Origin of the sequence: Caballeronia sp. LZ001 (assembly GCF_031450875.1) — a bacterium.
Lineage (GTDB): Bacteria > Pseudomonadota > Gammaproteobacteria > Burkholderiales > Burkholderiaceae > Caballeronia.
In genome coordinates this window covers 386,511-411,284 of the sequence record NZ_JARTVX010000006.1, presented here as the reverse complement: position 1 = coordinate 411,284, position 24,774 = coordinate 386,511, and the positions used below count along the sequence as shown (strand labels likewise).

The window sequence follows — 24,774 nt, the reverse complement described above, 5'->3', positions numbered from 1 at the left end:
TAACATTGCGACTTGCGGAAAAATCAACGCCTCGGGAAGCGCGCGACGAAGCCGCTCGAAAAACTCCTTCTCGTTGCCGGTCAGCAGAGGAACGAACTGTAGCCGACGTTATGCCGTACGGCGTTGAGGTACGCGACGCTGTCGGCGATGGGGTCTCCCGTTGCCGCAACGCTCTGCGCCGTGGATGCGGGTGGCAGGAAGCTCGCTTTCTGCGACGCGGCTGGCGTGCCACTCTGGCTCCCTGTGCTGTTCGAGCCACCTGTGCTGTTGGAATCGGAGGAACCGGAGCCGCCGCCGCATGCGGCGAGCACGGCGACGGTCAAGACAGTCAGAGCGGAAAGGCGGATGGACGGCAATGCAGAAAACGACTGTTTCAAACCAAACCTCGTTAAGTTCGTGGACGCCTGAGCGGGCGTTTTGATCGTTCCTTCTATTCACCGACCCGTCATAGATGAGCGGGTCGTTGACAAAACTAGTGTTGGCCGAGAAGCGTCTTGTCAAGGCAACGGAATAGCCTACGGAACCGGCGCGTTGCGGCCCAATGCGAGGCGCGCACGCCTGCCCGGAATAGCAGAAGCATGGTGAACAGAAAGCGGATTGTTGCGCAGGCGAAAACGGAGGTTTTTCGCGCGCCTTTCGCCGAGAGCTGACGAACGCCGGTGACGCGTCGTTTTGCTCATTTGATAGTCGCCTTGACACCAAATGGGCAAAACGCCATAATGGGCATATGGCCATACCCATTTGGAGACTATGATGCCTGCGACTCGATCCTCGCCCAACAAGGCCACGCCAAGCGGCGCACGCGCTTCGCGACTGACCGCGTTTATCCAACTCGACCCGATAGCGCAAAGCCGTGAAATCCGGCTGGGCCTGGAGCCGAACATCATCGGTCTTGTCGCTTCTGAGGTCTTGAACACCAGCATCCAATCGCTGCTTGCAAGCCTGCGTATTCCGTCGAGCACTGTGACGCGGAAGCTTGCCGCTGGCGACCGCCTGAGTAGCGGAGAGTCTGATCGCGTGTCGAGAGTCATCCTGATCCACGCGCACGCCGCTGACGTATTTGAAAGCGGCGAGCTTGCTGCAAAATGGATGCAGGCTCCCCACGCGGAATTGGGCGGCGAAAGTCCCGTCTCGATGCTAGACACGCAGGCCGGGTACGATGAAGTGCAGAGAATCCTCCAGCGGATTGAGTTCGGCGTCGGCGTATGAAGCTTTTTCGGTTGGCCAAGGATAAGCCCGGAAAATATCGGGCTGACGATCTGAGCGGCAATGGCGCGGCAATAGCTGGCGGACGCTGGAATCCGGTCGGAATGCCCGCCCTGTACACGAGTCTAAATGCGGCAACGGCGGTCCTTGAGGTGCGTGTGCATGCGTCAGGCATTCCTCCGGCGGGAAATCTCTTTCTCGTAGAGCTAGAAATCTCCGATCATCTGGTTGACGAGGGCTATGAACCAGTTTTGCCTGGAGACTGGACCGCGTTGCCAATACCTGCGTCGACCGTCGACGTTGGCCGCCATTGGCTTATGCAAGGAACGTCGGTCGCGATGAAAGTGCCTTCTGTAGTTTGTCCGGCTGACTGGAACCTTATCCTCAACCCTCTTCACAGCGACTACCGCGAACTGAAAGTCATTCATCAGGAGGCGTTTGGGCTCGATCCGAGACTGTTTTGCTGAACGCACTGGAAAACAAGATGATGCGAAAGACAACGATGATGCATCGCGCTTAAACAGGAAAGCGCCATGGACAACCGCGACGCTTATGCCCGTCTCGTTGAGGAGTTAGGACAGCTCTTGGTTGGCCACATCGAACGGCATCATCCGAGGCGTCCCGGTTCGCCGCCATAAAAGCGTTGCGTGCGGCGGCGAAAGCGCTTGCCATGAATTTAAGGGCCGTCCATCATGCCGCCCAAGAGCCACGAGGAGCAAATTGAGTGGGCGTACCGAATCTTGCAGGCCGGTCGCTGAGAATGTCGGTGTGACGGCGAAGCGTCCCCCAAAGCGAGGGAAACTCGATCAGTATCAGATACCAGAAAGCGCTGCGTGCTGTTGTATCGCTGGTCAGACCCGCGTTCATCCTCTTCGCGGGCATCGAACGCTGTTACCGGCCATAAGCCGTCTTCCGCTTATGCCGACGGCCAGACATCTGGCCGGCAATTCACCGTCTGAAAGCGGACGGTTACGCGTCTCGAACCGATGTTTCTTAGAGACGGCGGTGACCGAAACGCCGGTTCTTGGCAAGCGGCGACGACCACGCCTCGAATCTCTGCTCAGGCCTGGCGTGGCGACGAATGCGCTTGATTGACGACGCGGCAACCACGACTCGACTTCAAAGGCTGGCTGCCGCGGACTGTGCGAGCCATCGGCTCCGCGTGAGCCGGTACAGGACCTGGCGGCGCAGTGGATTTCCCTCCGGGACCAGCGGATGGTCGAAATCGCCGTTTAGGTCACGCAGCATTCCGAGCTTCGACATAACCCGCATCGATTTCTCATTGGCAGAGCCGGCGTTGCACACAATCTTGGGCAACTGGAGCGACTCGAACCCGAAGCGAATTGCGGCTGCGGCAGCTTCTGGGGCATAGCCTAAGCCCCAGAAGGGCCGTGCAACACGCCAGCCAACTTCCACCGCCGGCGTGAAATGCGCTCTATAAGTGACTGGGAGTAGGCCGACCGCGCCGACAAACGCACCATCTTGCTTGGCCTCGACCGCCCAGAAGCACATGCGGTGCTTTTGCTGATTTTCGATTTGGCGGTCGATCCATGTGTGATACGCGTCATGTGCGGTAAGCGGCAGCAGATGCTCTATGACGCCTTCGTCAGCCGATATGTCCGCAAAAGGCTGCCTGTCCGCATTTTTCCATGGTCGCAAGATCAGGCGCTCTGACTCGATTGGCATGGGTCTGTTCCAGGAATCGCTCATAGCGGGAATCTTACACGCGACGCTGGGTGTCAACTTTGATCGGCCCACTCGATTCGTCGGCGGCATCAACAGAATTTGAAAAAACGTTAAACGGCCATCCCACCTATCCTAGCGCGACGGTCGTAGCGTTTCCAAGGGTCTCTGTCACGAAGTCGAGAAACACGCGCACGCGCGGCGGCAGATGCCGGCGGCTCGCAAAGACTGCGTACAGTTCAATCTCGTCGCAGTGGTAGTCCGCCAGACATTCGACGAGCTTTCCCGTTTCTAGGTCGTCCTTGATGTCCCATAGGGCCTTGAGCGCGAGACCGCGCCCGTCGCACACCCAGTCGTGCAGCACCTCACCGCTCGCGGTCGAGAGTCTTCCGCTCACCAGCACATCGCGCGGCCTCCCATCTTCGAGCAGGCGCCAGCGGTCGAACACCCGCTGTCCGCGCACGAGCCGGATGCAATCGTGCGCGGCAAGGTCTCCAGGTCTGCGCGGTGCGCCGTGTCGCGCAAGATAGTCTGGCGACGCGACGACGACACGCCTGCTCGACAGCAGTCTCTTCGCGATGACGCCCGTATCCGCCGGCAAGCCGATACGCAGCGCGACATCCAGATTGTCGTCGATCACGTCGAGTCCTACATCCGACAGCACGAGCCGCACTTCGACTTCCCGGTACCGCTCGGAAAACGCGGTGATGATGGGCGCAATCTGCTTGCGTCCGATCTCCGACGGAGCGCCTACGCGCAACAGTCCGCGCGGCATGTGCGACTGCGCGCTCGCCTCGGCCTGCGCTTCCTCCACGGCCAGGAGAATGGCTCGCACGCGCTCATAAAACTGGGCGCCTTCCGCCGTCAACTCGAAGCGGCGCGAGGTGCGCGTGACGAGGCGCACGCCCAGCCGCCGCTCGAGGGCCGCGAGCCGCCGGCTCATTGCCGCAGGGGAGGAATCGGTCGCGCGCGCCGCTGCCGACAGGCTACCCGCGTCGATCATCTGCGCGAAAGCGCGCATGTCGTTGATCTCATCTGTCATCGTTTGCCGCCTCATCTTTCCGATTGGCGCAAAGATTCTATGCCTTCGTGGCTTCTTTTTGGCGACGCTGCGATCGCGAATAATCGCTCCATCTTAACCAGTCACGGAGCGATAAACGTTATGAAAGCGCTCAGATTCGACCGCCATGGCGAGCCGGATGTCCTCTTCGTCGCGGATCAGCCGGCGCTCGTTGCGAGGACGGGGACCGCCATCGTGGAGATGCGCGCGGCATCCATCAATCCGAGTGACGTAAAGAACGTGGCCGGACGGATGAGTCAGACGACGCTGCCGCGCACGCCGGGCCGCGATTATTCGGGCGTCGTCATCGACGGTCCAGTGCAATGGCTCGGGAAGGATGTATGGGGCTCGGGCGGCGACACTGGCTTCACGCGTGACGGCACGCACGCCGAGCAGATCGCGGTGCCGGTCGCGAGTCTGCGAGAGAAGCCGCGTACCTTGACGCACGCGCAGGCAGCGGCCATCGGCGTGAACTTCATTACAGCGTGGAGCGCCATCGTCGAAGCGGCGCAGGTGCACTCGGGCGATACCGTCGCGATCATCGGTCTTGGCGGCGTGGGCAGCGCGGCGGCGCAGATTGCGCGGTACATTGGGGCCAGGATCATCGGCGTGGCGCGCGGCACGCGGCCGAATCCTCATGTCGATGAGCTGATCGACATCGGCACCGGCGATGCCGTCGACAAGCTGCGTGCGCTGACAGACGGCGGCGCGTCGGTGGTGCTCGATACTGTCGGCGGCTCCATGTTCGAGACTGCCGTCCGCATGCTTGCCCCGTGCGGGCGTCTCGTCGAGATATCGGCGACCGACCGCCGCGAGGTCAGTTTCGATCTCGCGGACTTCTATCACAACGAGAGCCGCCTGTTCGGCGTCGATTCACTCAAGCGCGATCTGACCGCGGCGGCATCGGTACTCGAAGCGCTTCGGCCCGGTTTCGAAGACGGCAGTTACTTGCCGCCCCTCATCGCGCAAACTTTTTCGCTCGCCGAGGCAGTCGCCGCCTACCGCGCCGTCGAAGCAGGCACGCCGGGCCGTGTCGTTCTGACGCCATGAGAGACGCCCGCCTTGCGCCTGCGTCGATTCTGTTCGCCATCTTGCTGGGCGGGCTAGCCGCGCTGCCGCCGATTTCAATCGACATGGCGCTTCCCGCGCTCGGCGAAATCGGCGATACGCTGCACGCAACGCGCAGCGCCGCCGGCTTCACGCTAAGTTTATTCATGGCCGGCTTCGTCATCGGTCCGCTCGTCTACGGGCCCTTGTCCGATGCGTACGGACGCAAACCGCTCCTGTTGTTGGGCCTCGTGATCTTCACGGCCGGAGGCGTGCTGGCGGCATGCACGCCTTCCATCGGCGTGCTGCTGCTCGCGCGCTTCGTGCAGGGACTCGGCGCGGGCTCGGGCATGACCATCGCGCTCGCCATTGTGCGCGACCTGTTCGAAGGCGAGGCGATGCAGCGCCGCATCGGGTCGATCACCGTGGTCGCGAACGTGGCGCCGATCGTCGCCCCATCGCTGGGCGTCGCGCTGCTGGCGGTCATCCACTGGCGCGGCATCTATGGCGTGATGGCGGGCTGCGGGCTCGTCGCGGCACTTGTGACATGGCGCGGCTTGCGTGAATCCGCGCGCATCGCGACAGCTCGGTTCTCGATGAAGAAGCTTGTGCGCAACTACGCGACGGTGCTCCGCCATCGCGATGCGGCGGGCGCGATCGTCATCAACGGACTCGGCTTCGGCTGGATGTTCGCGTATGTCGCGGGTTCGCCGTTGGTACTGCTGGGCACGCTGCACGTGCGCCCGCTCGTCTATGCCGCGATGTTCGCGACGACGGGCGCGGGCATCGTCGCGGGCGCGGCGCTCAACGGCGTGTTCGCGCGACGTGGCGTATCGAGCGGACGATCGCTGTTCGTGGCGATTGCCTTGGCGGCGATTGCGGGCATAGGCCTGATCGCGCTGGCTTCGCTTGACTGCGTCACACTGGGCACCGCGATGCCGCTTTTTCTCGTCAGTAGCTTTTGCTTTGGATTGGCCGCACCCAGCGCGGCGCGTCGTGCGCTCGATCCGCTCCCCGAACTGGCCGGCGCGGCGGGCGGTCTGCTGACATCGGTACAGATGCTGTCCGGCGCGGTGACGAGTTCGCTGGTCGTCATGCTGTTTCCGCGCTTTGGCGTGATCGGCTTGAGCGGCGTTATGACGGTGTGTGCGGTATCCGCGATGATAGTCGCGCGAGTCAGTCGCCGCACCTCATCCGCGCGGCGGTAATCCGCAACGGTGACACAAGCGATTTTTCAAGCGCTCGTCACGGGAGCGGTCGGCTCGGTCCCCTTCGCCGACGCTGACTGCCATCGACGCTATGCTGGTCGTCAACGATGACAGCCGAGTGTTTAATCAACCGGCATTTGCTCGATAATGAAACGAAACCGCAGTGCTCCGCGCCTGCACAGGCACGTTCGTGCGACGATCTTTTTAGCCGCTCTCAGCCAGCCTGATTCGACCGCCCCTGCCACCGACGACAGTATGTGAGCGGCTGCTTCGCCGCGCATACCGGTCGCGCGGAAAACACGCCCCGACCGTCGGATAAGGGTCGTCATGCGCCTTTCGACCTGCAGAGGACCTCAACAGAAGTTTCGACTGACGGCTGTAAGACCGCCCAAAAGGTGGGACATATCCACAAGCCGTTGCGCAACCAAGTGTCGCACTTCTCCCTGACATTGCCAGGTGCCGTACACAGCCAACAGTGCGGCGCCCAGCGCTTCTCTGCGTTGCTTCTCAAGCAGCGATGGCCAGATGATGACGTTCACATTTCCCGTTTCGTCTTCAAGCGTGACGAACATCACGCCTTTCGCAGTCCCCGGTCGCTGCCGGACGGTCACGAGCCCGCAGCCGCGAGCCAAACGCCCGTTTCGAAAGGTTCGCAGAGTCGAGGCCGGCATGAGGCGCTGCTCCAAAAGCGTGGGGCGCAAAAGCGACAACGGATGCCGGCCAAGCGTCAGCCCCGTCGAGTTGTAGTCGCTGACGATATCTTGTGCCTCGGAAGGCGCGCCGAGCACGGGTGTTTCATCGTCGATCCGACTTTCAGCTAGGAGATCTCGGTCAGGCACGGCAGCGGCCGACTGCCAGAGCGCTTCGCGTCGGTTGCCCGCGAGCGATTGAAGGGCGTTAGCAGCCGCTAGCACTTGCAAATCATGGCGGTCGAGCTGGGCTCGGCGCGCCAAGTCACTCACGCTCCCGAATGGTCTCACCGCTCGGGCGTTCTCGATGCGCTGCGCGGCGCCGTCACGCATACCCTTCAACAAAGAAAGTCCAAGACGAACAAACATTTTTGAGCCGCGTGGCTGACGTTCGAGCACCGAGTCCCAGCCACTGACCGTCACGTCGATCGGCACGACTTTAACGCCATGACGCTGCGCGTCCTGTACGAGTTGTGAGGGCGAATAGAAGCCCATTGGTTGCGAGTTGAGCATCGCCGCGAGAAAGGCCGCCGGCTCATGGCATTTGAGCCAGCTGCTCGCATACACCAGCAGCGCGAAGCTTGCGGCGTGACTCTCCGGGAAACCGTATTCGCCGAAGCCCTTGATCTGCTCGAATATGGCTTCAGCGAATGCCCTGTCGTAACCACGCTCCTTCATGCCGTTGACGATGCGGTCGTAATACTTTTCGAGACCACCCTTGCGTTTCCATGCCGCCATCGCGCGGCGAAGCTGATCGGCTTCGCCCGGTGTGAAGCCTGCTGCCAGAATGGCAACCTGCATCACCTGCTCCTGAAAGATAGGCACGCCGAGGGTGCGACCCAATGCGGTCTCCAGCTCCGCGCTCGGATACGAAACAGGTTCGATCTTCTGCCGCCGCCGCAGATAGGGGTGCACTGCGCCGCCTTGAATCGGTCCTGGACGCACGATGGCGACTTCAATCACGAGATCGTAGAAGGTTCGTGGCTGCATGCGTGGCAGCATACTCATTTGCGCACGCGATTCGATTTGAAACACACCGACCGTGTCCGCCTGTGAAATCATCTCGTAGGTCACGGGGTCTTCTGGCGGAATGTCCTGCATCTCGAAGCGTTCGCCGCGTTGTTCAGAGACGATATCGAGCGTGCGTCGAATGGCCGACAGCATACCGAGCGCGAGCACGTCGATTTTCAGAAGCCCTAGCGCTTCAAGGTCGTCCTTGTCCCATTGAATGGCGCTGCGATCGGCCATCGCCGCATTCTCGACGGGCACGAGCCGCGTAAGCTTGCTGCGGCTTATGACAAAGCCTCCCGAGTGTTGCGATAGATGTCGTGGAAAGTTGAGAATCTGCGCGGCCAGTTTCGCCCACATTGTGATGATGGGGTTTTGTGGGTCAAGCCCTGACTCCTCGAAGCGGCGCAACAGGTCCTGCGAATTATCGAACCACTGATGGCTCTTCGCGACCTTGTCGACGATCTGCGGATCGATGCCGAGCGCCTTGCCAGTTTCGCGCAATGCTCCGCGCGGCCGATACGTGGACACCGCTGCCGCAATCGCCGCGCGATCTCGGCCGTACTTGCGATAGATGTACTGGATAACCTCTTCGCGCCGCTGGTGCTCAAAGTCCACATCAATATCAGGCGGCTCACCGCGTTCCTTGCTGATAAATCTCTCGAACAGCATGTTGCCGCGCGAGGGATCCACTTCGGTCACGCCCAGGCAGTAACAGACCGCGCTGTTTGCCGCCGAGCCGCGTCCCTGACACAGGATGTGCTGGCTGCGTGCGAAACGCACGATGTCATAGACTGTTAGGAAGTAAGCTTCGTAGCGCATCTCGCCGATCAATTGCAACTCGTATTCGAGCTGCTGCTGCACCTCATGCGGAATGCCGGCCGCAAAGCGCTTGTGAGCGCCGATGTAAGTTTCCTGCCGCAGATAGGCTTCGTGCGTGAAGCCTTTCGGCACAAGTTCATCCGGATACTCGTAGCGCAATTCGTCCAGCGAGAACGTGCAACGCTCGAGGATGTTGAGCGTTTGAGCGAGCGCGTGCGCCGGATACAGATTCGACAGACGTAGCCGTGAACGCAGGTGCTGCTCCGCGTTCGGTGCGAGATCGTAGCCGCATTCGGCCACGGGCTTGCCGATACGGATTGCGGTCATCGTGTCTTGCAAGGGCTTGCGCGAGCGCACATGCATCACGACATTACCTAGCGCGACAACTTGGACGCGATGTCGGTCGGCGACGTACTCGACACTGCCGCGATGGATGTCATCCATCGCGCGCTGGTGCAAGATCAACCCGACCCACGCGCGAGCGGGAAAGGTCTCGTTGAGCCATTCGACTTGTGCCGAGAGCGCTTCTTCCTTCGCAGGGAAATCCGGCACGAGGATAGCCAGGCAGTCGGGCATGCCACGCAAATGAGCGTGTTCTTTTTCGGGTCTGGAAAGATCGTGCGGCGTAAGCAGGTAACTTCCCTTGGCGGCCCGCATGCGGGCGAGTGTGATTAGCTCGGACAGGTTGCCGTAGCCGTTGCGATTTTGCGCAAGGAGGATGAGGCCAAACGCGGGAGTTTTGTCGGCATGCACGAGCCGAAAATACGAGCCGATGACAAGCGGCAGCTTGTCTTCCTTTGCCTGCACATGCGCGCGCACCACGCCGGCGAGCGAACATTCGTCGGTAATCGCAAGGCCTGAGTATCCCAGTTGCGACGCGCGCAACACCAACTCTTCGCCGTGCGATGCGCCGTGCAGAAACGAAAAGTTCGTGAACGCGAATAGCTCCGCGTAGTCGGGTAGGGTCGACGAAAACAGATCCACGGCGTCAACACCTGCTATCCGAACAGGCCGTGAAGAAACCAGCGGACTTCCTCGGTATTCACGCTCGGTCGCTCGCGGTAGATCCAGTAACAGCTCTTGTCGGTGGCTTCCGCGACGTAGTAGTCGCGCGTCACGAGTTCGCCGTCGTGCCAGCCCGCTTCAATACGCTCGCCAGCGGAAACGAGTTTGAGCGGCGAGCCGTAGAACGGTCTGTGGTTTTTGATCATGAGCCGCACCGGCTCGTTGAGTAGCCAGGTGGGGCGCGGAAGTTCGGCCGGGGGCGGACACGCTTGGGCGGTGTCCTGGACCGGTATCCACTGATTGGCGTGTTCAGGCCGGTGGTCTGAGGTGGGCGCAGGCCGCAGGACATTCTCTGGCCCCAAGCGCGCCACCAGCAATTCGAGCAGCCGCTTGTGATCTTCCGTCGAACCGCCCGGGTCGGGAAACAGCGAATCGCTCGGCGGCTCGGCCGGCTGGACTCGGGATGCGGTCAGCCGCACGGCGATGACGGCTGCTTCGAGCTCGATACGTCCAAGTCGCTCTCTGAGCAGGCGGACCAGGTGTTCCTCGTGCCAGGTGGGTTCGGCAAGCGCAATGTCGATCTGCGTGGGCTCAATGGCCTGGCGACCGCGCTCGTGTTCCAGCGTGATCGTGGCCTGCGTGAGCGCGAGTTGCTGCGCGCTCAGCCAGCCGCACAGTTGGACGATCAGACGGCGCGCGGAAAAGAGAACGGCCTCGGCATGCTCGACCCGATCAAGCAGTTCGGTGCGCGCGCTGAAAGCGGGCGGCAACTCAAGCCACTCGTAGAGTTCAGGAGACAGGCCATAGGCGCGGTCAAGCGACTCCAATAAGTCCACGCCACACCTCTTTTTTAACCCTGCACGCGGCAGGCGTCGAATATCGTCGAGCACTCGGCAACCGAGACCATTGAACCAGTCGCTGAACGACCGAATCTCCGGCACCACCACGAAAGGCAGCACGCCAAGGTGGCGTTCGAGCGAGCTCATCTTGAGTACGCGTCTGCGCCCGCGCTTGGCGAGCAGCCACGCGCCCTGGCCGGTCGGCGCTACGCTCATGCGGGCGGTGACGCCGATCGTCCTGACCGTCTCGTCGATCTGCCGGCACACCTGTCGAATGCCGCCGAAAAGCCGAAGACTGGCGGTGACATCGACAATGAGGGTTTCTTCCTCGCGCATGGCGACCTGCGGCGAGAAGCGAAGCAAGGCAAAGGCGACTTCACGCTGTACATCGTGTTCACGCATCGGGTCGCGGTCAACCATCAGCGCATCGGCCGCGAGTGTCGTGACACCTCCTCGTTTCATCCCCACTCTCACCCCCGCGTCTTGTGCTGCCTGGTCCAGCACAATGACCTTGTCGCGTTCCAGCACCACATATCCGTGTTCAGTCGGAGGCGACCACCTCGGACGGAATACCTCCAGCGAGAGCCGGGGCAGGAAGATGGCGACGAATACGGCCATGGGGGCTGAGCAGGATCGGAGACGGTTGAAGGTGGATGGAGAGTGACTCGGTTCGGGTGGGTCCTCGTCGCTTGATGATGTCGACAAAGATGCCGCCGTCGGCGGGCCGCACCCCCAGTCGTAACGTCGCGGGTGACGAATCCTGGGCGGCGGCGAGCGGTCGAACCAGAATCAGGAGCGTTTCGGTTGCTTGTGCCGCCAGATGCAATCGCCGCAACGCCTCAGATCGAATGTGCTGCTGCCAGAAGAGCAGGGCGCCACAACTTCGTGCGTTCAGTACGCGCTCGGCGCACCAGAGCGCATCCGCAGTCTTTGGCGCGCGCAGCATCGTGAGCTTGTTCAGCGGCACACCCAAGTAGGCAAAGGCGAGGCTGTTCGGCACATGCGGGGCTTGCAGCAGCGCGACCGGTCGTTGGCTCGCGGCAATCAGCGCGGGATTAAGCAAGCGCATTTCACCGATTCCCGGCTGCTGGATGAGCAACTCGACTAAGGAGCCAATGGGCCAGCCCCCGCCGGGTAATTCCGCCGACAGGGCCGCGTAGCCGGTGTCGATCGTCTTGCCGTAGGCCCGCGCGAGTTGCGACCCACGCCAGATCGCAGGATGGATCGCTTCAATGTGCTTGGGCAGAGCGGCCATGGCAAAGGAGGTTCAAAAACACTGTATGGATGTACAGTAGTATCTTAGCGCAGAAAATGAAGCAGTGAATTGCGCCCTTTTAGCTGGACCCCAAAAAAGCTGACCAATATGCTTAGCCCAGACATTCCATGTCGGAGATCGCTGAAGTTGGGAAGTCGACGGCAGCGTGCGCGATCGCCATTACTGCCGGGGGCGACGGCTCATGCATTGCCACGGAATCGCGCTGCAGCCTACGACGGTAGCGCGCCGTTGAAAGCCCGCAGCGCGTCCGCATCTGCAACCGAGGTCGGCCGATCGGTACCATGGTGGAATACGGAGAAAAAGCAGGATCGACATGATGAAACCCGATATCGACGAACTGACTGGCGCACGTGCAGATTTGCTCTGCTTTCTGGTGGCGACCGTAGCCGCGTCTTACGCTTTGACGCACGAATGGCGCGTCGATCACGTGGTGGAGAGCTGCCGCATCTGGCTTAAGCGCAATCTCGTCACGATGGACTGGCTCGCGCGCATCCGCATCGGCCAACTGGCCCTTCAGATCGCGCGGCGCGATCTGAAGGGGGCGGGCATTGCCGTGCGCCAGTCGGACGTGCAGACACTGTTCACAGATGACATGGGCCTGAATCACGCAAGCACGGTGGTGCAGAAGATGATGCGGCTGTGCCGTGACGCCACCGGCACGGCGAGCTAGCGACCCCTTTTCACGATCGGACTTAAGGTCAATACCCAGGGAGACAACAGTGTGCTACTCGGCCCAAATTCAGGCGGACTACCGGAAATACGTCAAGATGTTCGGCGCGCAGATGGACATTCGTGAATTTGCGCGCTTGTTCTGGGAGCGCGCCGAAGGCAGCAAGGCCAAGATTCCGAAGGCGATGGAGGACGCATTTCGCGAACCACAAAGCGACGACGAACGCCAGATCAAAGAAGTCATCGATCGGTTCAATGTCGAGCAGACGTCAAAGATCGAGCAGGAGCTTTTCAGGCAGCGCACGCGTCTTGCAGATGCTGAACGCACGCTGCAAACGAAAATCACTAAAGCCGCTACCGAAAGCAAGCGGATCGCGACTGACAAGATCGAAGCCTCGTTGCGACGCCTGGAGGACCTGAACCGAACCGAGTTTAGGCCGCGCGACGCACGGATTTTCCCGGGCACGTTCGCACCGGTCCTAGTGATCGAGAACGGCGAGTACGTCATCAAGCCGATGCGCTACCAGTGCCGAATCGCAGGCAAACCGGCCAACTACGACGTGAAGTACCCCGGCACTTACAATGCGCGGCGCGACAATCTCGAAGGCTTCTGGAAGCCGTGCTTCGGTCACACGCATGGCCTCATGCTGGTTGATGTTTTCTACGAGAACGTCAGCAAGGCAAAGATGGAAGGGACACTGCTGGAGACTCATCAGCGGGACGAAAATGTGGTCCTCGAGTTTCGCCCGAACAACGGGCAGCTGATGTATGTCGCTTGCCTGTGGTCGAAATGGAGCGCTCCGGGGGAGCCTGACTTGCTCTCATTCGCGGCCATCACAGACGAACCGCCGCCGGAAGTGCAGGCCGCTGGCCACGACCGCTGTATCGTCCCAATCAAGCCCGACAACGTCGAGGCATGGTTGAATCCAGACGCCTCCAATTTGGCCGCGCTCTATGCGATCCTCGACGATCGCGACCGGCCCTATTACGAACACCGGCTCGCTGCTTAGGCGGGCGTGCGCTGCGCAGCTCCAAGCCGACGCCGCTACTACGCAGCGATTTATTCAAAAAGACGCTGATCGTCCCGGTCCTGACTAACATGTCGCGATAGACCTCCTGGGAGGACGCGTGGACAAACTGGAGAAACACCAAAGAACGCGGTCGAAGCGCTTGCTGGCTTTGCAGTTTGCAGTCGCAAGCATCGCTTACACTGAAGGCGTGGTTTGCGAATTGCACGCGGGCGATGCTTGCACAGCGGACCTGAAGTGCTCCAGGTCGCCGCTCTAGATGGCTCGCAAGCTCCCTCGCTTCGAGCCTGTCGGCATCAGAGAAGGCCGAACGTTCTGGCGCAAGTATCGCGGCAACGCGGACGTCGAGCGCATGTTGCTCGAGATCGCACAGGCCCGGGAGGTCATGCAGCAGATCGGCGATTATTTCGACTGCCTGCACAAGGTGTGGGTTGAAGAAAATTTGGGGCAACTGGTCGCCCTCGAAAAAATTCGCTTGCTGCTGAACGAGCAGGCCCTGCGACAGCGTGTACTTGCGGGACTCAAACCACCGCCTCGTAGAGGTGAACCCGATGACCCCAATGGACCCGATGAACCCGAAACTGAAGTGATCGGCTAGCCTCAAACAAGCTAGAAACATTGACAGGGAATGCAATCTGATGAACTTCAAGGTCGATGACGTACGTCGCGCGGTGCGCGCGCCGTACGAACGCGGGGCACAGCGGTTGCTTTACTCGGTCATCATCCACGTCAACCAGGAGGACATGATGGCAGGCGATACAGCTTATAAACCTGGACAGATCGTGAAGGTGTCGGGTATCTACTCGGTCGTTCACGATGATGGAAAGGACACGTTCGAGGTCACCTGTGTAAAAAGTGAACACTTTCCGCCGACGCGAAGCGGCAAGGGCGCACATTTCGAATTGAAGTATGGCGCGACCCACGCTCATCAGCATGAGGCACTCAATGGTACGGGCTCGGGTACAGAATCGGTTTCGCAATCGCGGACTTAAGCCTTCACGACTACTTCATGCCGACGGCCCGGCGCATTGCGAGCGTAATGCCTTGCCGCGTGCGCCAGTAGCCGTCGCACGGGTCGCGGTCCAGAGAGTGTTGCCTCTTGACGGCCTCCAGCATGGTCCACTGATCGCCGCTCTTTACTTCCTTCAGTTCATCCCATGCGATGGGCCTCAACACGGCCAGCCCCGGACGGGCGCGGACTGAAAACGCTGCCACGGTGCTCGAATTGCGTCCGTTGCGACATGCCGGATCTCGCCGGAGGGCGTCCACTCCGGAAACGAGACTCCGGCAACGATGTCGGGCGCCAACTAGTGAAAGTCGCGATCGCGCTCTGGCGCCGGTGTAGTGTAGAACGCCGATTTCTTCTGCCAAAGCGATTCCGCACGCTTGGCGAAGGCAGCCGCGTGTGACGGCGTGAAATGAGGCGTTACATTGCCTGCATAGCGCAGCGATCCGTCTTCTTCGTACACGCCGAGAAGCAACGAACGTACACCTGATTTCGCGCCCTTGACGCGTGAAAACCTGCCATTCACAAATCCCTGGCGAGACTTGCACTTGAGTTCGATCCAGTCCGGTGATCGGCCAGAGCGGTAGGGCGCATCGCCGCGCTTGCCGATGATGCCCTCGAGTTACCTTGCACGCGGACGCAATTAGCGATGCAGGGTCGTCGGCAAAGTCATTGGATAAGCGGATGAGCGGGCTCTCGATTGCGTCCAACGGCTCGATCGAGAAGCAGCTTGCGGCGCTGACGCAGCGGCTGCTCACGTAGGTCGACACCATTGAGTCAGAGCAGATCGAAAACAAAAAGAACGAGATCGGGGGTGCGTCGACGATCGAAGGCGTTCTGCAACGCATTGAAATCGGGCTTACCCGACGCGTCTAGCACAACCGCCTCGGCATCGAGCCACAAGTTGTCGGCATCAATCGATGCGAGCGCCTTCCGAAGGCGCGGCATGCGGCTTGTCCAATCGTGCCCGTTGCGCGTAATCAGCGTCGTGGTGCCATTCTCGACGCGAGCGAGCATGCGATAGCCGTCAAATTTGATTTTTGTAAGACCAGTCACCGCTCGCAGGGTGACGAACCAACAGAGTGGCAAGCCGGGGCTCGTTGATGAGCGGCATCTCGCCTGCCGGCGTTGCCGGCGCGCGTACGCGGGCCTGCTCGGACCATTCCAGCGACCCATCTCAGGACTCGCCGCGATCGGGTGGCGTGGGCGGATCGTCCACGTCCGTGCGCTGGAAGCTTCGCCGCGGTGAAAATTGCCGCGATGGAAATTGCGGCGGAGGCAGTGGCTGAGTGGTGTCGATACCGGTCATCTGTAGCACCTCGTTAATTCGTCCGAGCTCGATGCTGGAGTCCATCGGCCAATGGGACCGATCTTCGTCGTCGCCGATGATCGTCATGGATCGTGAGCGCATAGCGCGCCGACAGAAGGGTATCGGCGGATCGCGCTTCGTGCGCGGCTTGTTTAAAGAATGCGTGGGTTACATGGAGCCACCTCCTGGACACGCACAGGGCAAACAGCCGGCCCGAATGCGGACCCCGATTAGTGTTGTTCCGTGCCGACGGCCCCTTGCAAAGCTGCGATACGGGTTTATACTAACCCCGTCTCCTCCATGTCTCCTGATATGGATTCAACCCGCTCCCAACCGAGCGGGTTTCTTCTTTTTTCAGCGCCGCTTTGTGACTGGTGCGCTCATTTGCGAGTTCGAACCGTCGCCTGCAAGCTGCCTTGTTGCTTGGCACGCTGCAAAGTCCAACGTCACCGTTGCAAGCCTTCGATTAGAGTTCCGTCGAGGGTCTGACGTAACCGCGTCGTCGTTCGATGGCTGGACAAACCCATCAGGACACTGACCTCTTCATTAGTTTTCCCGCGATGAAAAAGCGTCGACCAAACGTGTTCCGCAGCAGGCGCGGGCTCTCGTCCAGTGCGGAAAGATTGGCTTCATGCAAAGCGGCGCGCACACAGATCAGCAGTGTGTCCGGCCTCATCGGCTTGCCGGAGGCGGTCGTAACGAACAGCCAAGACGTTGCGCACTTCATGGAGCGGCGCGCGTCAAGATATGCGCGCAGCACATCGACGGCGAACGTCTCGATCGGCACCCGACGCGCGATGCGGGCCCCATGCTTATCGGCGAAGATGGTCGGGCGTGCGCCTCCCACGTCTAGGTCATCAACGCCGGTCTAGCCTGCAATTGAAATATGGGGACCGAGCGTCGCATCGCAGTTGTTGTGTAAGCGCGAAATTCTCCGCACATAGCCGGCGCGGCCGAATCAATCCAAGATTGCGTCCGCAGACTTGAATTGCGGACGCAAATGATGACCGACACTGACTTTGACTTTCTTCCTCTGCGAGTGACCCGGACGTGCGCGGATGGCAAGCATCGATACGATCCGGAGGGCAAGCGTAAGTTGATCGAGTCATGCCGCCAACCGGGCGCGTCATTGGCTGGTCTGGCACTGAAGGCTGGGGTCAATGCGAACTGAAGTGACCCCCGAAAGTTGGACGGTGTGACAGCTATGCTGTTGCGAGCAGAGACCGGTATGCGACCGGGCTCACGCCTCCTAGCTTCATCTTGATACGTTTGTGATTGTAGTAGTGAATGTAGTTTTTCAGTCCGGCGTGGAGTTCATCAACGTCTCGAAACTTGTTTAGGTGGAAGAATTCTGACTTTAGTGTGCCAAAGAAGCTTTCCATCGCCGCGTTGTCGAGGCAATTGCCCCGGCGCGACATGCTTTGTTTAGCAGAATGCTTGTCCAAAGCCTTCCGATAGACCGGCATTCGGTATTGCCAGCCTTGATCCGAGTGGAGTATGGGTCTGTCGTTCGGTCCGAGGCGCGCGAACGCTCTCTTGAGCATGGTCCCGACCATGTTGAACAGAGGTCGTCGGGCTATCTCGAAAGCGATAACCTCGGCGTTGTACAGGTCGAGAACGGGCGAGAGATACAGCTTCTCGCCACCGACATTGAACTCGGTGACGTCAGTTACCCATTTGTCGTTCGGACGCTTCGCATCGAATCGCCGTTCAAGAATGTTCGGTGCCGCAAGGCCCACCTCGCCTCTGAATGCACGGTACTTTTTCAACCGGACGTACGACTTCAGCCGAAGTTCACCCATCAGGCGCTGAATTGTCTTGTGGTTGATCTTGGTGCCTTCTTGCCGTATCACGGCAGTGATGCGGCGATAGCCATACCGCCCCTTATGCTCGTCAAAGATCGAGCGAATCCGGACCTTCAGGCTTGCATACTTGTCGGCAATCCCGAGCGCCTTCTTCTGATAGTAGAAGGTACTCCGTGCCAGGCCCGCCACCTTGAGCAAGCCAGCGAGTGGATATTGTTGCCTTAGTTCAAGCACGATTCGCGCTTTTACTGCTGCGCTTCTTGCTTCTTCGCTTGAACTAAGGCGTCGAGTTTTTTTAGGTATGCGTTCTCCATTCGAAGATGATCCAGTTCTGCCAGCAACTCTTTGCGGCTAGGGGAGCTGCCATCATATGACTTCGGCTGAGGCTTTTTAGTTGACGGCTTTTTCATTCTTGGGCGGCGCACGGAAGCGTACGGCGACAAGCCGGCCATGCCGCCTTCGTCGTATGCGTGTTCCCAGTTGCCAATGATGTTGAAATTTCGGATATCAAAGAGGGCTGCAACTTGGCGGTAGGACAATTCGTCATCTCGCATACGTTGCAAAACCGATAGCTTGAATTCTAAGCTATAGGTCGCTCTACGCTTCTCCTGCACACCTTCAGCGCCATGTACGCGGTAAAGCGCTGCCCATCTACGCAGCGATTCTACGTTGATGCCATGACGTCGCGCGACGACCTTGAGCCCGTGATGGCCAGCGCAATAATCCTTAACGGCAGCGAGCTTCGCTTGTTCTGTATATTTTCCCAAGACATTCCCCAAAGATAGGTGCAACCTTCGGGGGTCAGTTCATTGTGAGGTGGACACCTATGGCTGACAAAGACTCAGAGCTGAGAGTAGTTCGGCAAAGCAGCGACGGCCGTCGCCGCTACGATGAAAATGGCAAACGGGCATTGATCGAGGCGGCGTTACGCCCTGGCGTCTCGGTGGCGCGCATGGCGCAAGAGCACGGGATCAACGCCAACCTGCTGCGCAAGTGGATCACGAAATACCTGATGGAGCGCGAGAAAGGCGTCTCGCCTACGCCGCGGGATAACGGCGACGACTTGCCGCATTCGGGTGATGCGACTGACAGCGTGGCGATCGATCCTCCGAGTTCTCACCAACTCGTCGTTGCCGCGGCACCACCACCTGCGTTCGTATCTGTCGTTGCGGTACCGCCTGCGTCCGCACCGCCGCCCCTGTCAATGACGCTCACGCTACATGTGCATCTTTCGAACGGGGTCAAACTCCAACTGGGCAAAGCTATCGCGACCATTGATGAGCTGACAACCCTGGTTCAGATTCTTGGGAGGATGCCGTGTTCCGGTTCGACGACAATCTGAAGGTGTATCTGCATCGCAATCCTGTTGACTTCCGGTACGGCATGAACAGCCTGTCGATTCTCGTTGAACAGTCGATGCGCCTGAATCCGATGGACTCGCCGCTTTACATCTTCGGAAACCGGCGTCGCGACAGGATCAAGATCCTTGGCTGGGATGGTAGCGGTTTCTGGCTGATGATGAAACGATTGGAGGCCAGCCGTTTCATCTGGCCCGACAACAAGGCTGAGGTCGTGTCGATGACGACCAACGTGCTGCACGCACTGCTCGATGGCGATGACATCACTACGATTCGACGACATCCGAAGCAGGAATATCTGCGTGTGAGCTGAACAGGCAGACGGTGTGCTGGTCTAACCCAGCATGCCGGTCAACGTCACGATCACCGCCGACGAACTGAAAGAGCTGCTTGCCGAACGCGATGCCGCTCGTGCGTTGCGAGAAGAACAGGAGGCATTACGCGGCGCCCTGCGGCTCGTGACAGCCGAACGCGATCTCGCCGAGGAACGACTCCGGGCCTACCGTCACGAGTTGTTCGGCGCAAAGAGCGAGGCACGAGATTCGGATCAACCGAGCCTGTTCAACGAAGCCGAGGTGCTCGGCGCGAGCAGCTCACCTGCTCAGGAAGATACGCCAGAATCGACGGTCGGCGCGCATACGCGCAAGAAGCGGGGCCATCGCAAGCCGCTTGATCCCAACCTGCCGCGCGACGTGGTGCGGCACGAGCTGCCTGAGGCTGAACGCTTCTGCATGAACGATGGTCACGCGCTCGTCGAGTTTGGCGTGGAGATCAGCGAGCAGCTCGACGTGATTCCGGAGCAGCTTCGCGTGATCCAGCACCAACGCGTCAAATTTGCGTGTCCGTGCTGCGATCTCGGCATCAAGGTGACGCCGGCGCCGCCTCGCATCATCCCTCGCGGCCTGTTGAGCGAATCGGCGCTTGCATGGATCGCCGCCGGCAAGTATCAGTTCGGGATGCCACTGTATCGCCAGGCCGGTCTGCTACGTCGCTTCGGCGGCGACATCTCGTCGAACACGATTGCTGCGAGCATGGTCCGTGTGGGTCTCGGAACGCAACCCGTGATCAACCTGATGCGCGATACGTTGCTCGATGCCGAGCTGATCTACTGCGACGAGACGACACTCCAGGTGTTGAAGGAAAAGGGCCGTCGACCGCAAACGAAGAGTTATCTCTGGGCGCAGATGGCCGATTCGGGCGTGCCCATCCGATGCTTCACCTATACACCGGGGCGTGGCACCAGGCTGGCCGACAAGCTGTTCACCGGGATCCGGGAGGGCGCGGTCATGATGACCGATGGCTACGAGCCCTACAACGACATTGCCCGGCGTCACCAGCTCGTGCACCTTGGATGCTGGGTTCACCTGAGACGGTACTTCGTCAAAGCAGAGGACAGCGTACCAAAGGCTGCCCGAACGTCCGATCTGTTGGCGACGCGCTTCATCAAATTGATCGGCAAGCTGTTCGCGGCTGAGGCGCGCAGTACGACGTGGACCTCACAACGACGACAGCGGTTGCGACGACGATACAGCGCGCGCGTACTCAATGCCATCCACGCGCTGATGCTCGAGCAATCGCCCGGCGTCGTACCGAAAAGCCTCCTCGGCAAGGGACTGACGTACCTGCGCGCGCAGTGGCCCAAGCTCATTCGTTACGTCGAGAACGGCGACTACCCTATCTCGAACAACGCTGTTGAGAATGCGATTCGACCATTCTGCGTGGGGCGCCGCGGATGGCTGTTCTCGGACACCGTCGGAGGCGCGAACGCGAGCGCCAATCTCTATACGCTCGTCGAAACCTGCAAAGCAAACAGCATCGATCCCTACCGGTACCTCACCTGGATGTTCCAGCGCCTGCCTCTGGCGAAGACCGTCGACGACTACGAAGCGTTGCTTCCCTGGAAAATGCCGGCCGACCTCCGCTGACCCGCATCACTACCACACCTCACGCGCTCCGCCACCTTACTCTGAGGGGCGTCGTTCGTGGATCGCATACGATCCAGGTGCTCAAGGAGCAGGATCGAAAGGCGCAGGACAAGTCGTATATGTGGGTGTACAGGAGCGCAGCGGACAGCGAGCAGCCGGTCGTGCTGTTCGAGTATCAACCTGGGCGCGGTGGGGAGCATCCGCGTGCCTTCCTCCGTGATTACGCTGGCACGCTGATGACGGACGGCTGGGCTGCCTGGCGCACGGTCAAGACGGCGACGCATCTCGGATGCCTGGCGCACGCGAGGAGGCTGTTTACGGACGCGATCAAGGGCCAGAAGAACAAGCCGAGCCCACGTATCACGAAAGCCCTCGAGTTCTTCGAGGCGCTGTATCAGGTCGAGGGGCTGGCAAAGCAGACGGTTCTAGAAGGCGAAATGCTGACCGATTACAGGTATCGCCTGCGGCAGCAGCACAGCGTGCCGTTGTTGACAGCCTTCAAGGTGTGGCTCGACGAGCTGGAGCCGAAGGTTCTGCCGCAGAGCTTGCTCGGCGAGGCCATCGGATACTGCCGCCGGCAATGGCAGTATCTGATCCGCTACGTAGACGACGGCCGTCTGCCGCTTGATAACAATGTCATCGAGCGCGACATCAGGCCGTTTGCCACTGCGAGAAAATCGTGGTTGTTCAGCGACACGGTCGCCGGCGCGAAGGCAAGCGCGGTGATCTACAGCTTGATGCTTACATGTCGCGCCTGCGGCGTCGAACCACACGCCTGGTTGCTGCATGTGCTGACCGAATTGCCGCAGCGCGCCGCTGACGCGGATATCAGTGACCTGCTGCCGTTTAACTACGCGAAGCGGCAAGCCGAGGCGCGCGTGAGTTGAAGCGCTAAGCACGCTTCGACCACCACGCCGGCGCGCACGATCGAAACCCAAATGTGGACATCGTCGGTCAACCCGACCAGCGCGATGCTGCTACGCTCGCGCGTCAGCTGCAGATGATTCTCCATTCGGTGTGCTAAATCTACCGCTTACGTTGTTGTCAGCGCTTTCCTGTTCCTGGCGATCCGTGGCACTTGCGTCGAGAATGCAGGAGGCTGTGAAGGTCTTGAACCGCTTTCAAATGCTTGGTAATGGCGCATCATTTGGCGTCTTGGACGTTCAGTGCGAAGTAATCTTGCCGGCCGCGATTGACGTCGCCAGTTCTTCGGCAAGAGCCGCTCGCACCGACGCATGCTTTTCTCGCACGGCTTCGGCGTCCTTCATAAGTTCGGGAAGATCATGGATCAGAGATGCGATCTCTGCGTCCCGTGCTGCAGCCAACTCAGCCAGATTCTCGGGCCGCAATGCGCGCTCGAGGACTCCAGCATCAATGCCGAAATGTTTGCTGATGGCGTCGCAAGCATGTACAAGCGCGAACGACACTTGCTTTTCCTCGTCTAGGCGTTTGCTCGTAGGGCAGAAATAGCCGGCGTACAAAAGGTCGCCGATTATCTCCGTTGCCACCCAGTCGGTGAGGTCTTCTTCGAACGCTCGTGTGTCGCTGCTGGCTGATGCAAACATGCGCAGCGCACCCGCCTTCGATACCTCTCGCGAATATATCTCGACGCGGCCACCGCCGGCCACGGCGTCGACCCATATCAGGGCGCTAGCGACGTTCGACACGTTTGTCCTCTCTCGTCGGGATCAAAAAAGTTTCATCGCCTCCTTCTGTTCCGCGTCAAGTTTCTCGCTTCGGCGCGCTCTCGTTGATGGTAGATCATCGTTCCGTACACGTTCGCCAGTACTCTTGCTTTGGGGCAGACAGCGAAGTCATCTGTCGCCGCCTGCCGCGATCGCTAGTAGTTGATGGCGTTCTCGATATCAGTGATCGTGTATTCGTTCATCCTGCTGGCTGCCGTTGCTCGGTCAAACGCGGATGATACTCTTCGTCGCCCCTCGCGGTGTCCGCGAGCGTCGACGATGATGGTTTGTCGGGCGCGTGGCCAATGGCCGAACGCGCGGGCGCCACCCAACGCTCATTTGGCCCTGAGCGTTGCGCGGCACGGTGCTAGTGCTTTACTTCGCCTTCCAATTCGGTGACCAACTCCTCAGCCAACGCAACTGCGCGTTTCCGTGCTTCTCGCTCATTGCTTTGGCGCCGGCTAACATTTCCGGGATGGTCATTAAGGAACGAAGCCAGTTCTGCTTCCCTCGCGGAGCTGAGCACGGCCACGTTCGTGGGTTCGAGCGCGCGCTCCAACGTTTCGGCGTCGACTCCGAAGTGCCCGCTGATAGCAGCGACCACGCGCGAATCGGGAAGCTAACAGAAACCGGAATCTTGGATTGACGAAACATGCGCGAGAATAAACGGCGCTAAACGCCGCTACCGGTCTAATACCCATACCCAAGTTGCTTATCCACAATAAAGTGAATAACGTTGTAGAGATGCCTAGACTGAGCAATTTGTAGAGACGGCCGAATATTGAGAATGGACAATTCGCTTATTTTCTGAGCAAAAGAATCCCCTCTGGCACTCATGGGCCGAGTGCCAGCGCGGCCCTTGGGAAAACGAGGACGACGACCCCATTCTCAAATTCACGGACATCGGTTATGCCAACACGAAGGCCGCCGCAAACGAGCGGGCGATCGCATCGGTGAAGGCGTGGCTGGACAGAACTGCTGAGGCGAACATGAAAATCGAGCTGGAGCTGACCAAAAAGGTCTACGACGGATTGGTGATGGTGGCGTCTACTGCAAGCGAGCGGAATGTGGGGCGCCACGGGAGTACAACTCATGGCGCGATCGACGTGAGTCGAATGCTCGAGATGCTGGCCGAGGACGTCTCGATGATGCACACGCGGCCTGCGTCCTTGGGGGCGTCGAACATGTTTTCGGTATTTGCTTCGCACGGCTACCGGTTTGAATAAAAAGGGCAGGGGCAGTTTCGTTAAGCGAGGTTGCGGAGCGACAGATCGCATGCAAGTTGCTTGCACGCGATACGAGCGGCGAGGCCGCTATCAAGTGGCAAGGCTCATCGCGCGCGGCCGGGTTTGAATTTCGCCATGACCGATTTGGGCCGCGAGCTGGCCGATTGTCCGCGTCGCAACCTCGCCAGTCACGGCAAACGATGCGACGGTTCGGGCAGCGTATTGGCGACGAGCACGGTCGGACTGGCGGCGCGGGCGGCAAAGGGAAGATCGAGCAAACCGGCGCTCGCCAGCGCGCTGCTTTTGATAGGCTGCCGCTTCGGCGTCGCGACGCTGGTCCAGATCGCTGCAGCATTCGTCGCGATCACGGCGTCTTGGATCGGGGTAGCCATTGCACTGCTGTGCGTCGCCTTCTTTTTGCTGCCACCGCCCAAGCCGCGGTATAACCCCAGAGAGGAGCTGAGCGAGGCCGAGAAAACTAGTAACAACTCGCTACGGTGAAGGCTGCGCGAGACGGAACACGGCGGTGTCCGCATCGGGCGTATCGACGGCTCCCGCGGTCCTTTTCGAATTGATAAAAGAAGAGGAGCATTCGAAGCTAGAAAATAGCTACTCCTTTCTATCTTTGCCGCTCCCTCGCCGCCAGCTGCCCAGGAATTATTCGGCAGCGATAGTTCTTTCGGGCCACGGAATGGAATTCGCGCCACTGCTCCGCCATGGCGCTTGCGAGGTCGCTGTAGCCATGCGTGCCCTCTGGAGATGCGGGCACTTTGATCTCGACAATTAGCAGGGTCAGTGCGATCGCGAAAACCGCGTCACTGAATCCCTCGAAGCGGTCAAGTCCGCGCTCGGCACCATGCGTTTCCGCGTCGACAGGTCGTTTGCGTAGCATCGTGTGAGTCCTTTCGCGTACGCCGGGG

Annotated in this window: 28 protein-coding genes and 2 pseudogenes; 15 read left to right on the top strand and 15 right to left on the bottom strand. The window is 60.0% G+C overall.

All coding sequences use genetic code 11. The features are described from left to right. Window positions 1–80: 80 nt before the first annotated feature. Window positions 81–377, bottom strand: a complete 297-nt coding sequence (locus P9292_RS42700) for a hypothetical protein (protein ID WP_309966318.1) — start codon at window positions 375–377, stop codon at window positions 81–83. A 373-nt stretch (window positions 378–750) separates the two neighbouring features. Here P9292_RS42700 and P9292_RS42695 point away from each other — a divergent pair, with 373 nt between their 5' ends. Continuing rightward, window positions 751–1,209, top strand: coding sequence for an antitoxin Xre/MbcA/ParS toxin-binding domain-containing protein (locus P9292_RS42695; protein ID WP_309966315.1), 459 nt, complete (start codon window positions 751–753; stop codon window positions 1,207–1,209). Continuing rightward, window positions 1,206–1,673 (top strand): RES family NAD+ phosphorylase, encoded by a 468-nt coding sequence (locus P9292_RS42690; protein WP_309850892.1) that lies wholly within the window; start codon window positions 1,206–1,208, stop codon window positions 1,671–1,673. Before P9292_RS42695 ends, P9292_RS42690 begins: the two co-directional genes overlap by 4 nt. Before the next feature lie 652 nt (window positions 1,674–2,325). On the opposite strand, the gene P9292_RS42685 is transcribed toward P9292_RS42690, so the two are convergent. Beyond that, complete coding sequence (locus P9292_RS42685) at window positions 2,326–2,892, bottom strand: GNAT family N-acetyltransferase (RefSeq protein ID WP_309966312.1); 567 nt, start codon at window positions 2,890–2,892, stop codon at window positions 2,326–2,328. Window positions 2,893–3,019: 127 nt separating this feature from the next. After that, a complete protein-coding gene (locus P9292_RS42680; protein WP_309850887.1) occupies window positions 3,020–3,931 on the bottom strand; it encodes a LysR family transcriptional regulator in 912 nt (303 codons plus the stop codon). Window positions 3,932–4,051: 120 nt separating this feature from the next. Here P9292_RS42680 and P9292_RS42675 point away from each other — a divergent pair, with 120 nt between their 5' ends. Both P9292_RS42675 and P9292_RS42670 read left to right on the top strand, forming a co-directional pair. Next, a complete protein-coding gene (locus P9292_RS42675) occupies window positions 4,052–4,999 on the top strand; it encodes a zinc-binding alcohol dehydrogenase family protein (RefSeq protein WP_309850885.1) in 948 nt (315 codons plus the stop codon). After that, window positions 4,996–6,204: a multidrug effflux MFS transporter gene (locus tag P9292_RS42670; RefSeq protein ID WP_309966309.1), complete on the top strand. Its 1,209-nt coding sequence runs from the start codon at window positions 4,996–4,998 to the stop codon at window positions 6,202–6,204. The genes P9292_RS42675 and P9292_RS42670 overlap by 4 nt, the downstream gene beginning before the upstream one ends. A 353-nt stretch (window positions 6,205–6,557) precedes the next feature. On the opposite strand, the gene P9292_RS42665 is transcribed toward P9292_RS42670, so the two are convergent. The 3 genes from P9292_RS42665 to imuA are packed head-to-tail and all read right to left on the bottom strand — an operon-like array spanning window position 6,558 to window position 11,822. Then, a complete protein-coding gene (locus P9292_RS42665; RefSeq protein ID WP_309966306.1) occupies window positions 6,558–9,707 on the bottom strand; it encodes an error-prone DNA polymerase in 3,150 nt (1,049 codons plus the stop codon). Between the two features lie 14 nt (window positions 9,708–9,721). Beyond that, window positions 9,722–11,185, bottom strand: coding sequence for a DNA polymerase Y family protein (locus P9292_RS42660; protein WP_309966304.1), 1,464 nt, complete (start codon window positions 11,183–11,185; stop codon window positions 9,722–9,724). Continuing rightward, window positions 11,109–11,822 (bottom strand): translesion DNA synthesis-associated protein ImuA, encoded by a 714-nt coding sequence (gene imuA, locus P9292_RS42655; RefSeq protein ID WP_250468093.1) that lies wholly within the window; start codon window positions 11,820–11,822, stop codon window positions 11,109–11,111. The genes P9292_RS42660 and imuA overlap by 77 nt, the downstream gene beginning before the upstream one ends. A gap of 334 nt (window positions 11,823–12,156) precedes the next feature. Here imuA and P9292_RS42650 point away from each other — a divergent pair, with 334 nt between their 5' ends. The 4 genes from P9292_RS42650 to P9292_RS42635 all read left to right on the top strand — a co-directional run bounded on the left by P9292_RS42650 (window position 12,157) and on the right by P9292_RS42635 (window position 14,532). Next, window positions 12,157–12,513, top strand: coding sequence for a hypothetical protein (locus tag P9292_RS42650; RefSeq protein ID WP_309850867.1), 357 nt, complete (start codon window positions 12,157–12,159; stop codon window positions 12,511–12,513). A gap of 49 nt (window positions 12,514–12,562) precedes the next feature. After that, on the top strand, window positions 12,563–13,522 hold the full coding sequence (locus P9292_RS42645; RefSeq protein WP_309966302.1) for an SOS response-associated peptidase family protein: 960 nt from the start codon (window positions 12,563–12,565) through the stop codon (window positions 13,520–13,522). 277 nt (window positions 13,523–13,799) lie between these two features. Continuing rightward, entirely contained in the window at window positions 13,800–14,138 is a 339-nt protein-coding gene (locus P9292_RS42640) for a hypothetical protein (RefSeq protein WP_309966299.1), read from the top strand. 148 nt (window positions 14,139–14,286) lie between these two features. After that, window positions 14,287–14,532, top strand: coding sequence for a hypothetical protein (locus P9292_RS42635; protein ID WP_309966538.1), 246 nt, complete (start codon window positions 14,287–14,289; stop codon window positions 14,530–14,532). Window positions 14,533–14,542: 10 nt separating this feature from the next. On the opposite strand, the gene P9292_RS42630 is transcribed toward P9292_RS42635, so the two are convergent. From P9292_RS42630 to P9292_RS42615, 5 genes are all read right to left on the bottom strand, one after another. Then, window positions 14,543–14,755 (bottom strand): hypothetical protein, encoded by a 213-nt coding sequence (locus P9292_RS42630; protein ID WP_309966297.1) that lies wholly within the window; start codon window positions 14,753–14,755, stop codon window positions 14,543–14,545. Between the two features lie 92 nt (window positions 14,756–14,847). Continuing rightward, on the bottom strand, window positions 14,848–15,009 hold the full coding sequence (locus tag P9292_RS43485) for a hypothetical protein (protein WP_409015646.1): 162 nt from the start codon (window positions 15,007–15,009) through the stop codon (window positions 14,848–14,850). A 314-nt stretch (window positions 15,010–15,323) separates the two neighbouring features. Continuing rightward, window positions 15,324–15,722, bottom strand: coding sequence for a hypothetical protein (locus P9292_RS42625; RefSeq protein WP_309966294.1), 399 nt, complete (start codon window positions 15,720–15,722; stop codon window positions 15,324–15,326). A 1-nt stretch (window position 15,723) separates the two neighbouring features. After that, on the bottom strand, window positions 15,724–15,942 hold the full coding sequence (locus tag P9292_RS42620; protein ID WP_309966292.1) for a hypothetical protein: 219 nt from the start codon (window positions 15,940–15,942) through the stop codon (window positions 15,724–15,726). Window positions 15,943–16,381: 439 nt separating this feature from the next. Then, the gene (locus P9292_RS42615) at window positions 16,382–16,702 is read right to left on the bottom strand and encodes a hypothetical protein (RefSeq protein ID WP_309966289.1); all 321 of its coding nucleotides are present in this window, start codon (window positions 16,700–16,702) and stop codon (window positions 16,382–16,384) included. Between the two features lie 156 nt (window positions 16,703–16,858). Between P9292_RS42615 and P9292_RS42610 the strand changes: the two are divergent. Then, a pseudogene (locus P9292_RS42610) lies at window positions 16,859–17,023 on the top strand (IS66 family insertion sequence element accessory protein TnpB); the annotation flags it as partial. Between the two features lie 34 nt (window positions 17,024–17,057). Here P9292_RS42610 and P9292_RS42605 read toward each other — a convergent pair. After that, a protein-coding gene (locus tag P9292_RS42605) for an IS3 family transposase (RefSeq protein WP_309966286.1) occupies window positions 17,058–18,427 on the bottom strand; the annotation gives its coding sequence in 2 pieces (ribosomal slippage) (window positions 17,058–17,950 and window positions 17,950–18,427; 1,371 coding nt in all). A 59-nt stretch (window positions 18,428–18,486) separates the two neighbouring features. On the opposite strand from P9292_RS42605, the gene P9292_RS42600 reads away from it, so the two are divergent. The 4 genes and pseudogenes from P9292_RS42600 to tnpC (P9292_RS42585) all read left to right on the top strand — a co-directional run. After that, window positions 18,487–19,002 (top strand): transposase, encoded by a 516-nt coding sequence (locus tag P9292_RS42600; protein ID WP_309966285.1) that lies wholly within the window; start codon window positions 18,487–18,489, stop codon window positions 19,000–19,002. Continuing rightward, window positions 18,978–19,331, top strand: a complete 354-nt coding sequence (gene tnpB, locus P9292_RS42595) for an IS66 family insertion sequence element accessory protein TnpB (RefSeq protein ID WP_309966282.1) — start codon at window positions 18,978–18,980, stop codon at window positions 19,329–19,331. The genes P9292_RS42600 and tnpB overlap by 25 nt, the downstream gene beginning before the upstream one ends. Window positions 19,332–19,362: 31 nt before the next feature. Then, window positions 19,363–20,943 (top strand): IS66 family transposase, encoded by a 1,581-nt coding sequence (tnpC, locus tag P9292_RS42590; RefSeq protein ID WP_309966280.1) that lies wholly within the window; start codon window positions 19,363–19,365, stop codon window positions 20,941–20,943. 68 nt (window positions 20,944–21,011) lie between these two features. Beyond that, window positions 21,012–21,830: pseudogene (tnpC, locus tag P9292_RS42585) on the top strand (IS66 family transposase); the annotation flags it as partial. 276 nt (window positions 21,831–22,106) lie between these two features. Here the strand turns inward: tnpC (P9292_RS42585) and P9292_RS42580 are convergent. Beyond that, window positions 22,107–22,571 (bottom strand): hypothetical protein, encoded by a 465-nt coding sequence (locus P9292_RS42580; protein ID WP_309966277.1) that lies wholly within the window; start codon window positions 22,569–22,571, stop codon window positions 22,107–22,109. Between the two features lie 71 nt (window positions 22,572–22,642). Next, window positions 22,643–22,729, bottom strand: coding sequence for a hypothetical protein (locus P9292_RS42575; protein WP_309966535.1), 87 nt, complete (start codon window positions 22,727–22,729; stop codon window positions 22,643–22,645). An 888-nt stretch (window positions 22,730–23,617) separates the two neighbouring features. Between P9292_RS42575 and P9292_RS42570 the strand changes: the two genes are divergently transcribed. Then, a complete protein-coding gene (locus P9292_RS42570) occupies window positions 23,618–23,854 on the top strand; it encodes a hypothetical protein (protein WP_309966274.1) in 237 nt (78 codons plus the stop codon). Window positions 23,855–23,989: 135 nt separating this feature from the next. Beyond that, on the top strand, window positions 23,990–24,355 hold the full coding sequence (locus P9292_RS42565; RefSeq protein WP_309966271.1) for a hypothetical protein: 366 nt from the start codon (window positions 23,990–23,992) through the stop codon (window positions 24,353–24,355). Between the two features lie 118 nt (window positions 24,356–24,473). Here P9292_RS42565 and P9292_RS42560 read toward each other — a convergent pair whose 3' ends face one another. Next, window positions 24,474–24,746, bottom strand: a complete 273-nt coding sequence (locus P9292_RS42560; protein WP_309966268.1) for a TMEM175 family protein — start codon at window positions 24,744–24,746, stop codon at window positions 24,474–24,476. Window positions 24,747–24,774 lie beyond the last annotated feature (28 nt).

Excerpts from the sequence above, each read along its gene's own strand:
- P9292_RS42660 (WP_309966304.1), bottom strand. The coding sequence starts at position 11,185 with ATGGCCGTATTCGTCGCCATCTTCCTGCCCCGGCTCTCGCTGGAGGTA.
- P9292_RS42690 (WP_309850892.1), top strand. The coding sequence starts at position 1,206 with ATGAAGCTTTTTCGGTTGGCCAAGGATAAGCCCGGAAAATATCGGGCT.
- P9292_RS42625 (WP_309966294.1), bottom strand. The coding sequence starts at position 15,722 with ATGGGTCGCTGGAATGGTCCGAGCAGGCCCGCGTACGCGCGCCGGCAA.
- P9292_RS42695 (WP_309966315.1), top strand. The coding sequence starts at position 751 with ATGATGCCTGCGACTCGATCCTCGCCCAACAAGGCCACGCCAAGCGGC.
- P9292_RS42680 (WP_309850887.1), bottom strand. The coding sequence starts at position 3,931 with ATGACAGATGAGATCAACGACATGCGCGCTTTCGCGCAGATGATCGAC.
- P9292_RS42565 (WP_309966271.1), top strand. The coding sequence starts at position 23,990 with ATGACCGATTTGGGCCGCGAGCTGGCCGATTGTCCGCGTCGCAACCTC.
- P9292_RS42640 (WP_309966299.1), top strand. The coding sequence starts at position 13,800 with ATGGCTCGCAAGCTCCCTCGCTTCGAGCCTGTCGGCATCAGAGAAGGC.
- tnpC (WP_309966280.1), top strand. The coding sequence starts at position 19,363 with ATGCCGGTCAACGTCACGATCACCGCCGACGAACTGAAAGAGCTGCTT.
- P9292_RS42675 (WP_309850885.1), top strand. The coding sequence starts at position 4,052 with ATGAAAGCGCTCAGATTCGACCGCCATGGCGAGCCGGATGTCCTCTTC.
- imuA (WP_250468093.1), bottom strand. The coding sequence starts at position 11,822 with ATGGCCGCTCTGCCCAAGCACATTGAAGCGATCCATCCTGCGATCTGG.
- P9292_RS42635 (WP_309966538.1), top strand. The coding sequence starts at position 14,287 with ATGGCAGGCGATACAGCTTATAAACCTGGACAGATCGTGAAGGTGTCG.
- P9292_RS42650 (WP_309850867.1), top strand. The coding sequence starts at position 12,157 with ATGATGAAACCCGATATCGACGAACTGACTGGCGCACGTGCAGATTTG.
- P9292_RS42570 (WP_309966274.1), top strand. The coding sequence starts at position 23,618 with ATGAAAATCGAGCTGGAGCTGACCAAAAAGGTCTACGACGGATTGGTG.
- P9292_RS42670 (WP_309966309.1), top strand. The coding sequence starts at position 4,996 with ATGAGAGACGCCCGCCTTGCGCCTGCGTCGATTCTGTTCGCCATCTTG.
- P9292_RS42560 (WP_309966268.1), bottom strand. The coding sequence starts at position 24,746 with ATGCTACGCAAACGACCTGTCGACGCGGAAACGCATGGTGCCGAGCGC.
- P9292_RS42600 (WP_309966285.1), top strand. The coding sequence starts at position 18,487 with ATGGCTGACAAAGACTCAGAGCTGAGAGTAGTTCGGCAAAGCAGCGAC.
- P9292_RS42685 (WP_309966312.1), bottom strand. The coding sequence starts at position 2,892 with ATGCCAATCGAGTCAGAGCGCCTGATCTTGCGACCATGGAAAAATGCG.
- P9292_RS42620 (WP_309966292.1), bottom strand. The coding sequence starts at position 15,942 with ATGACGATCATCGGCGACGACGAAGATCGGTCCCATTGGCCGATGGAC.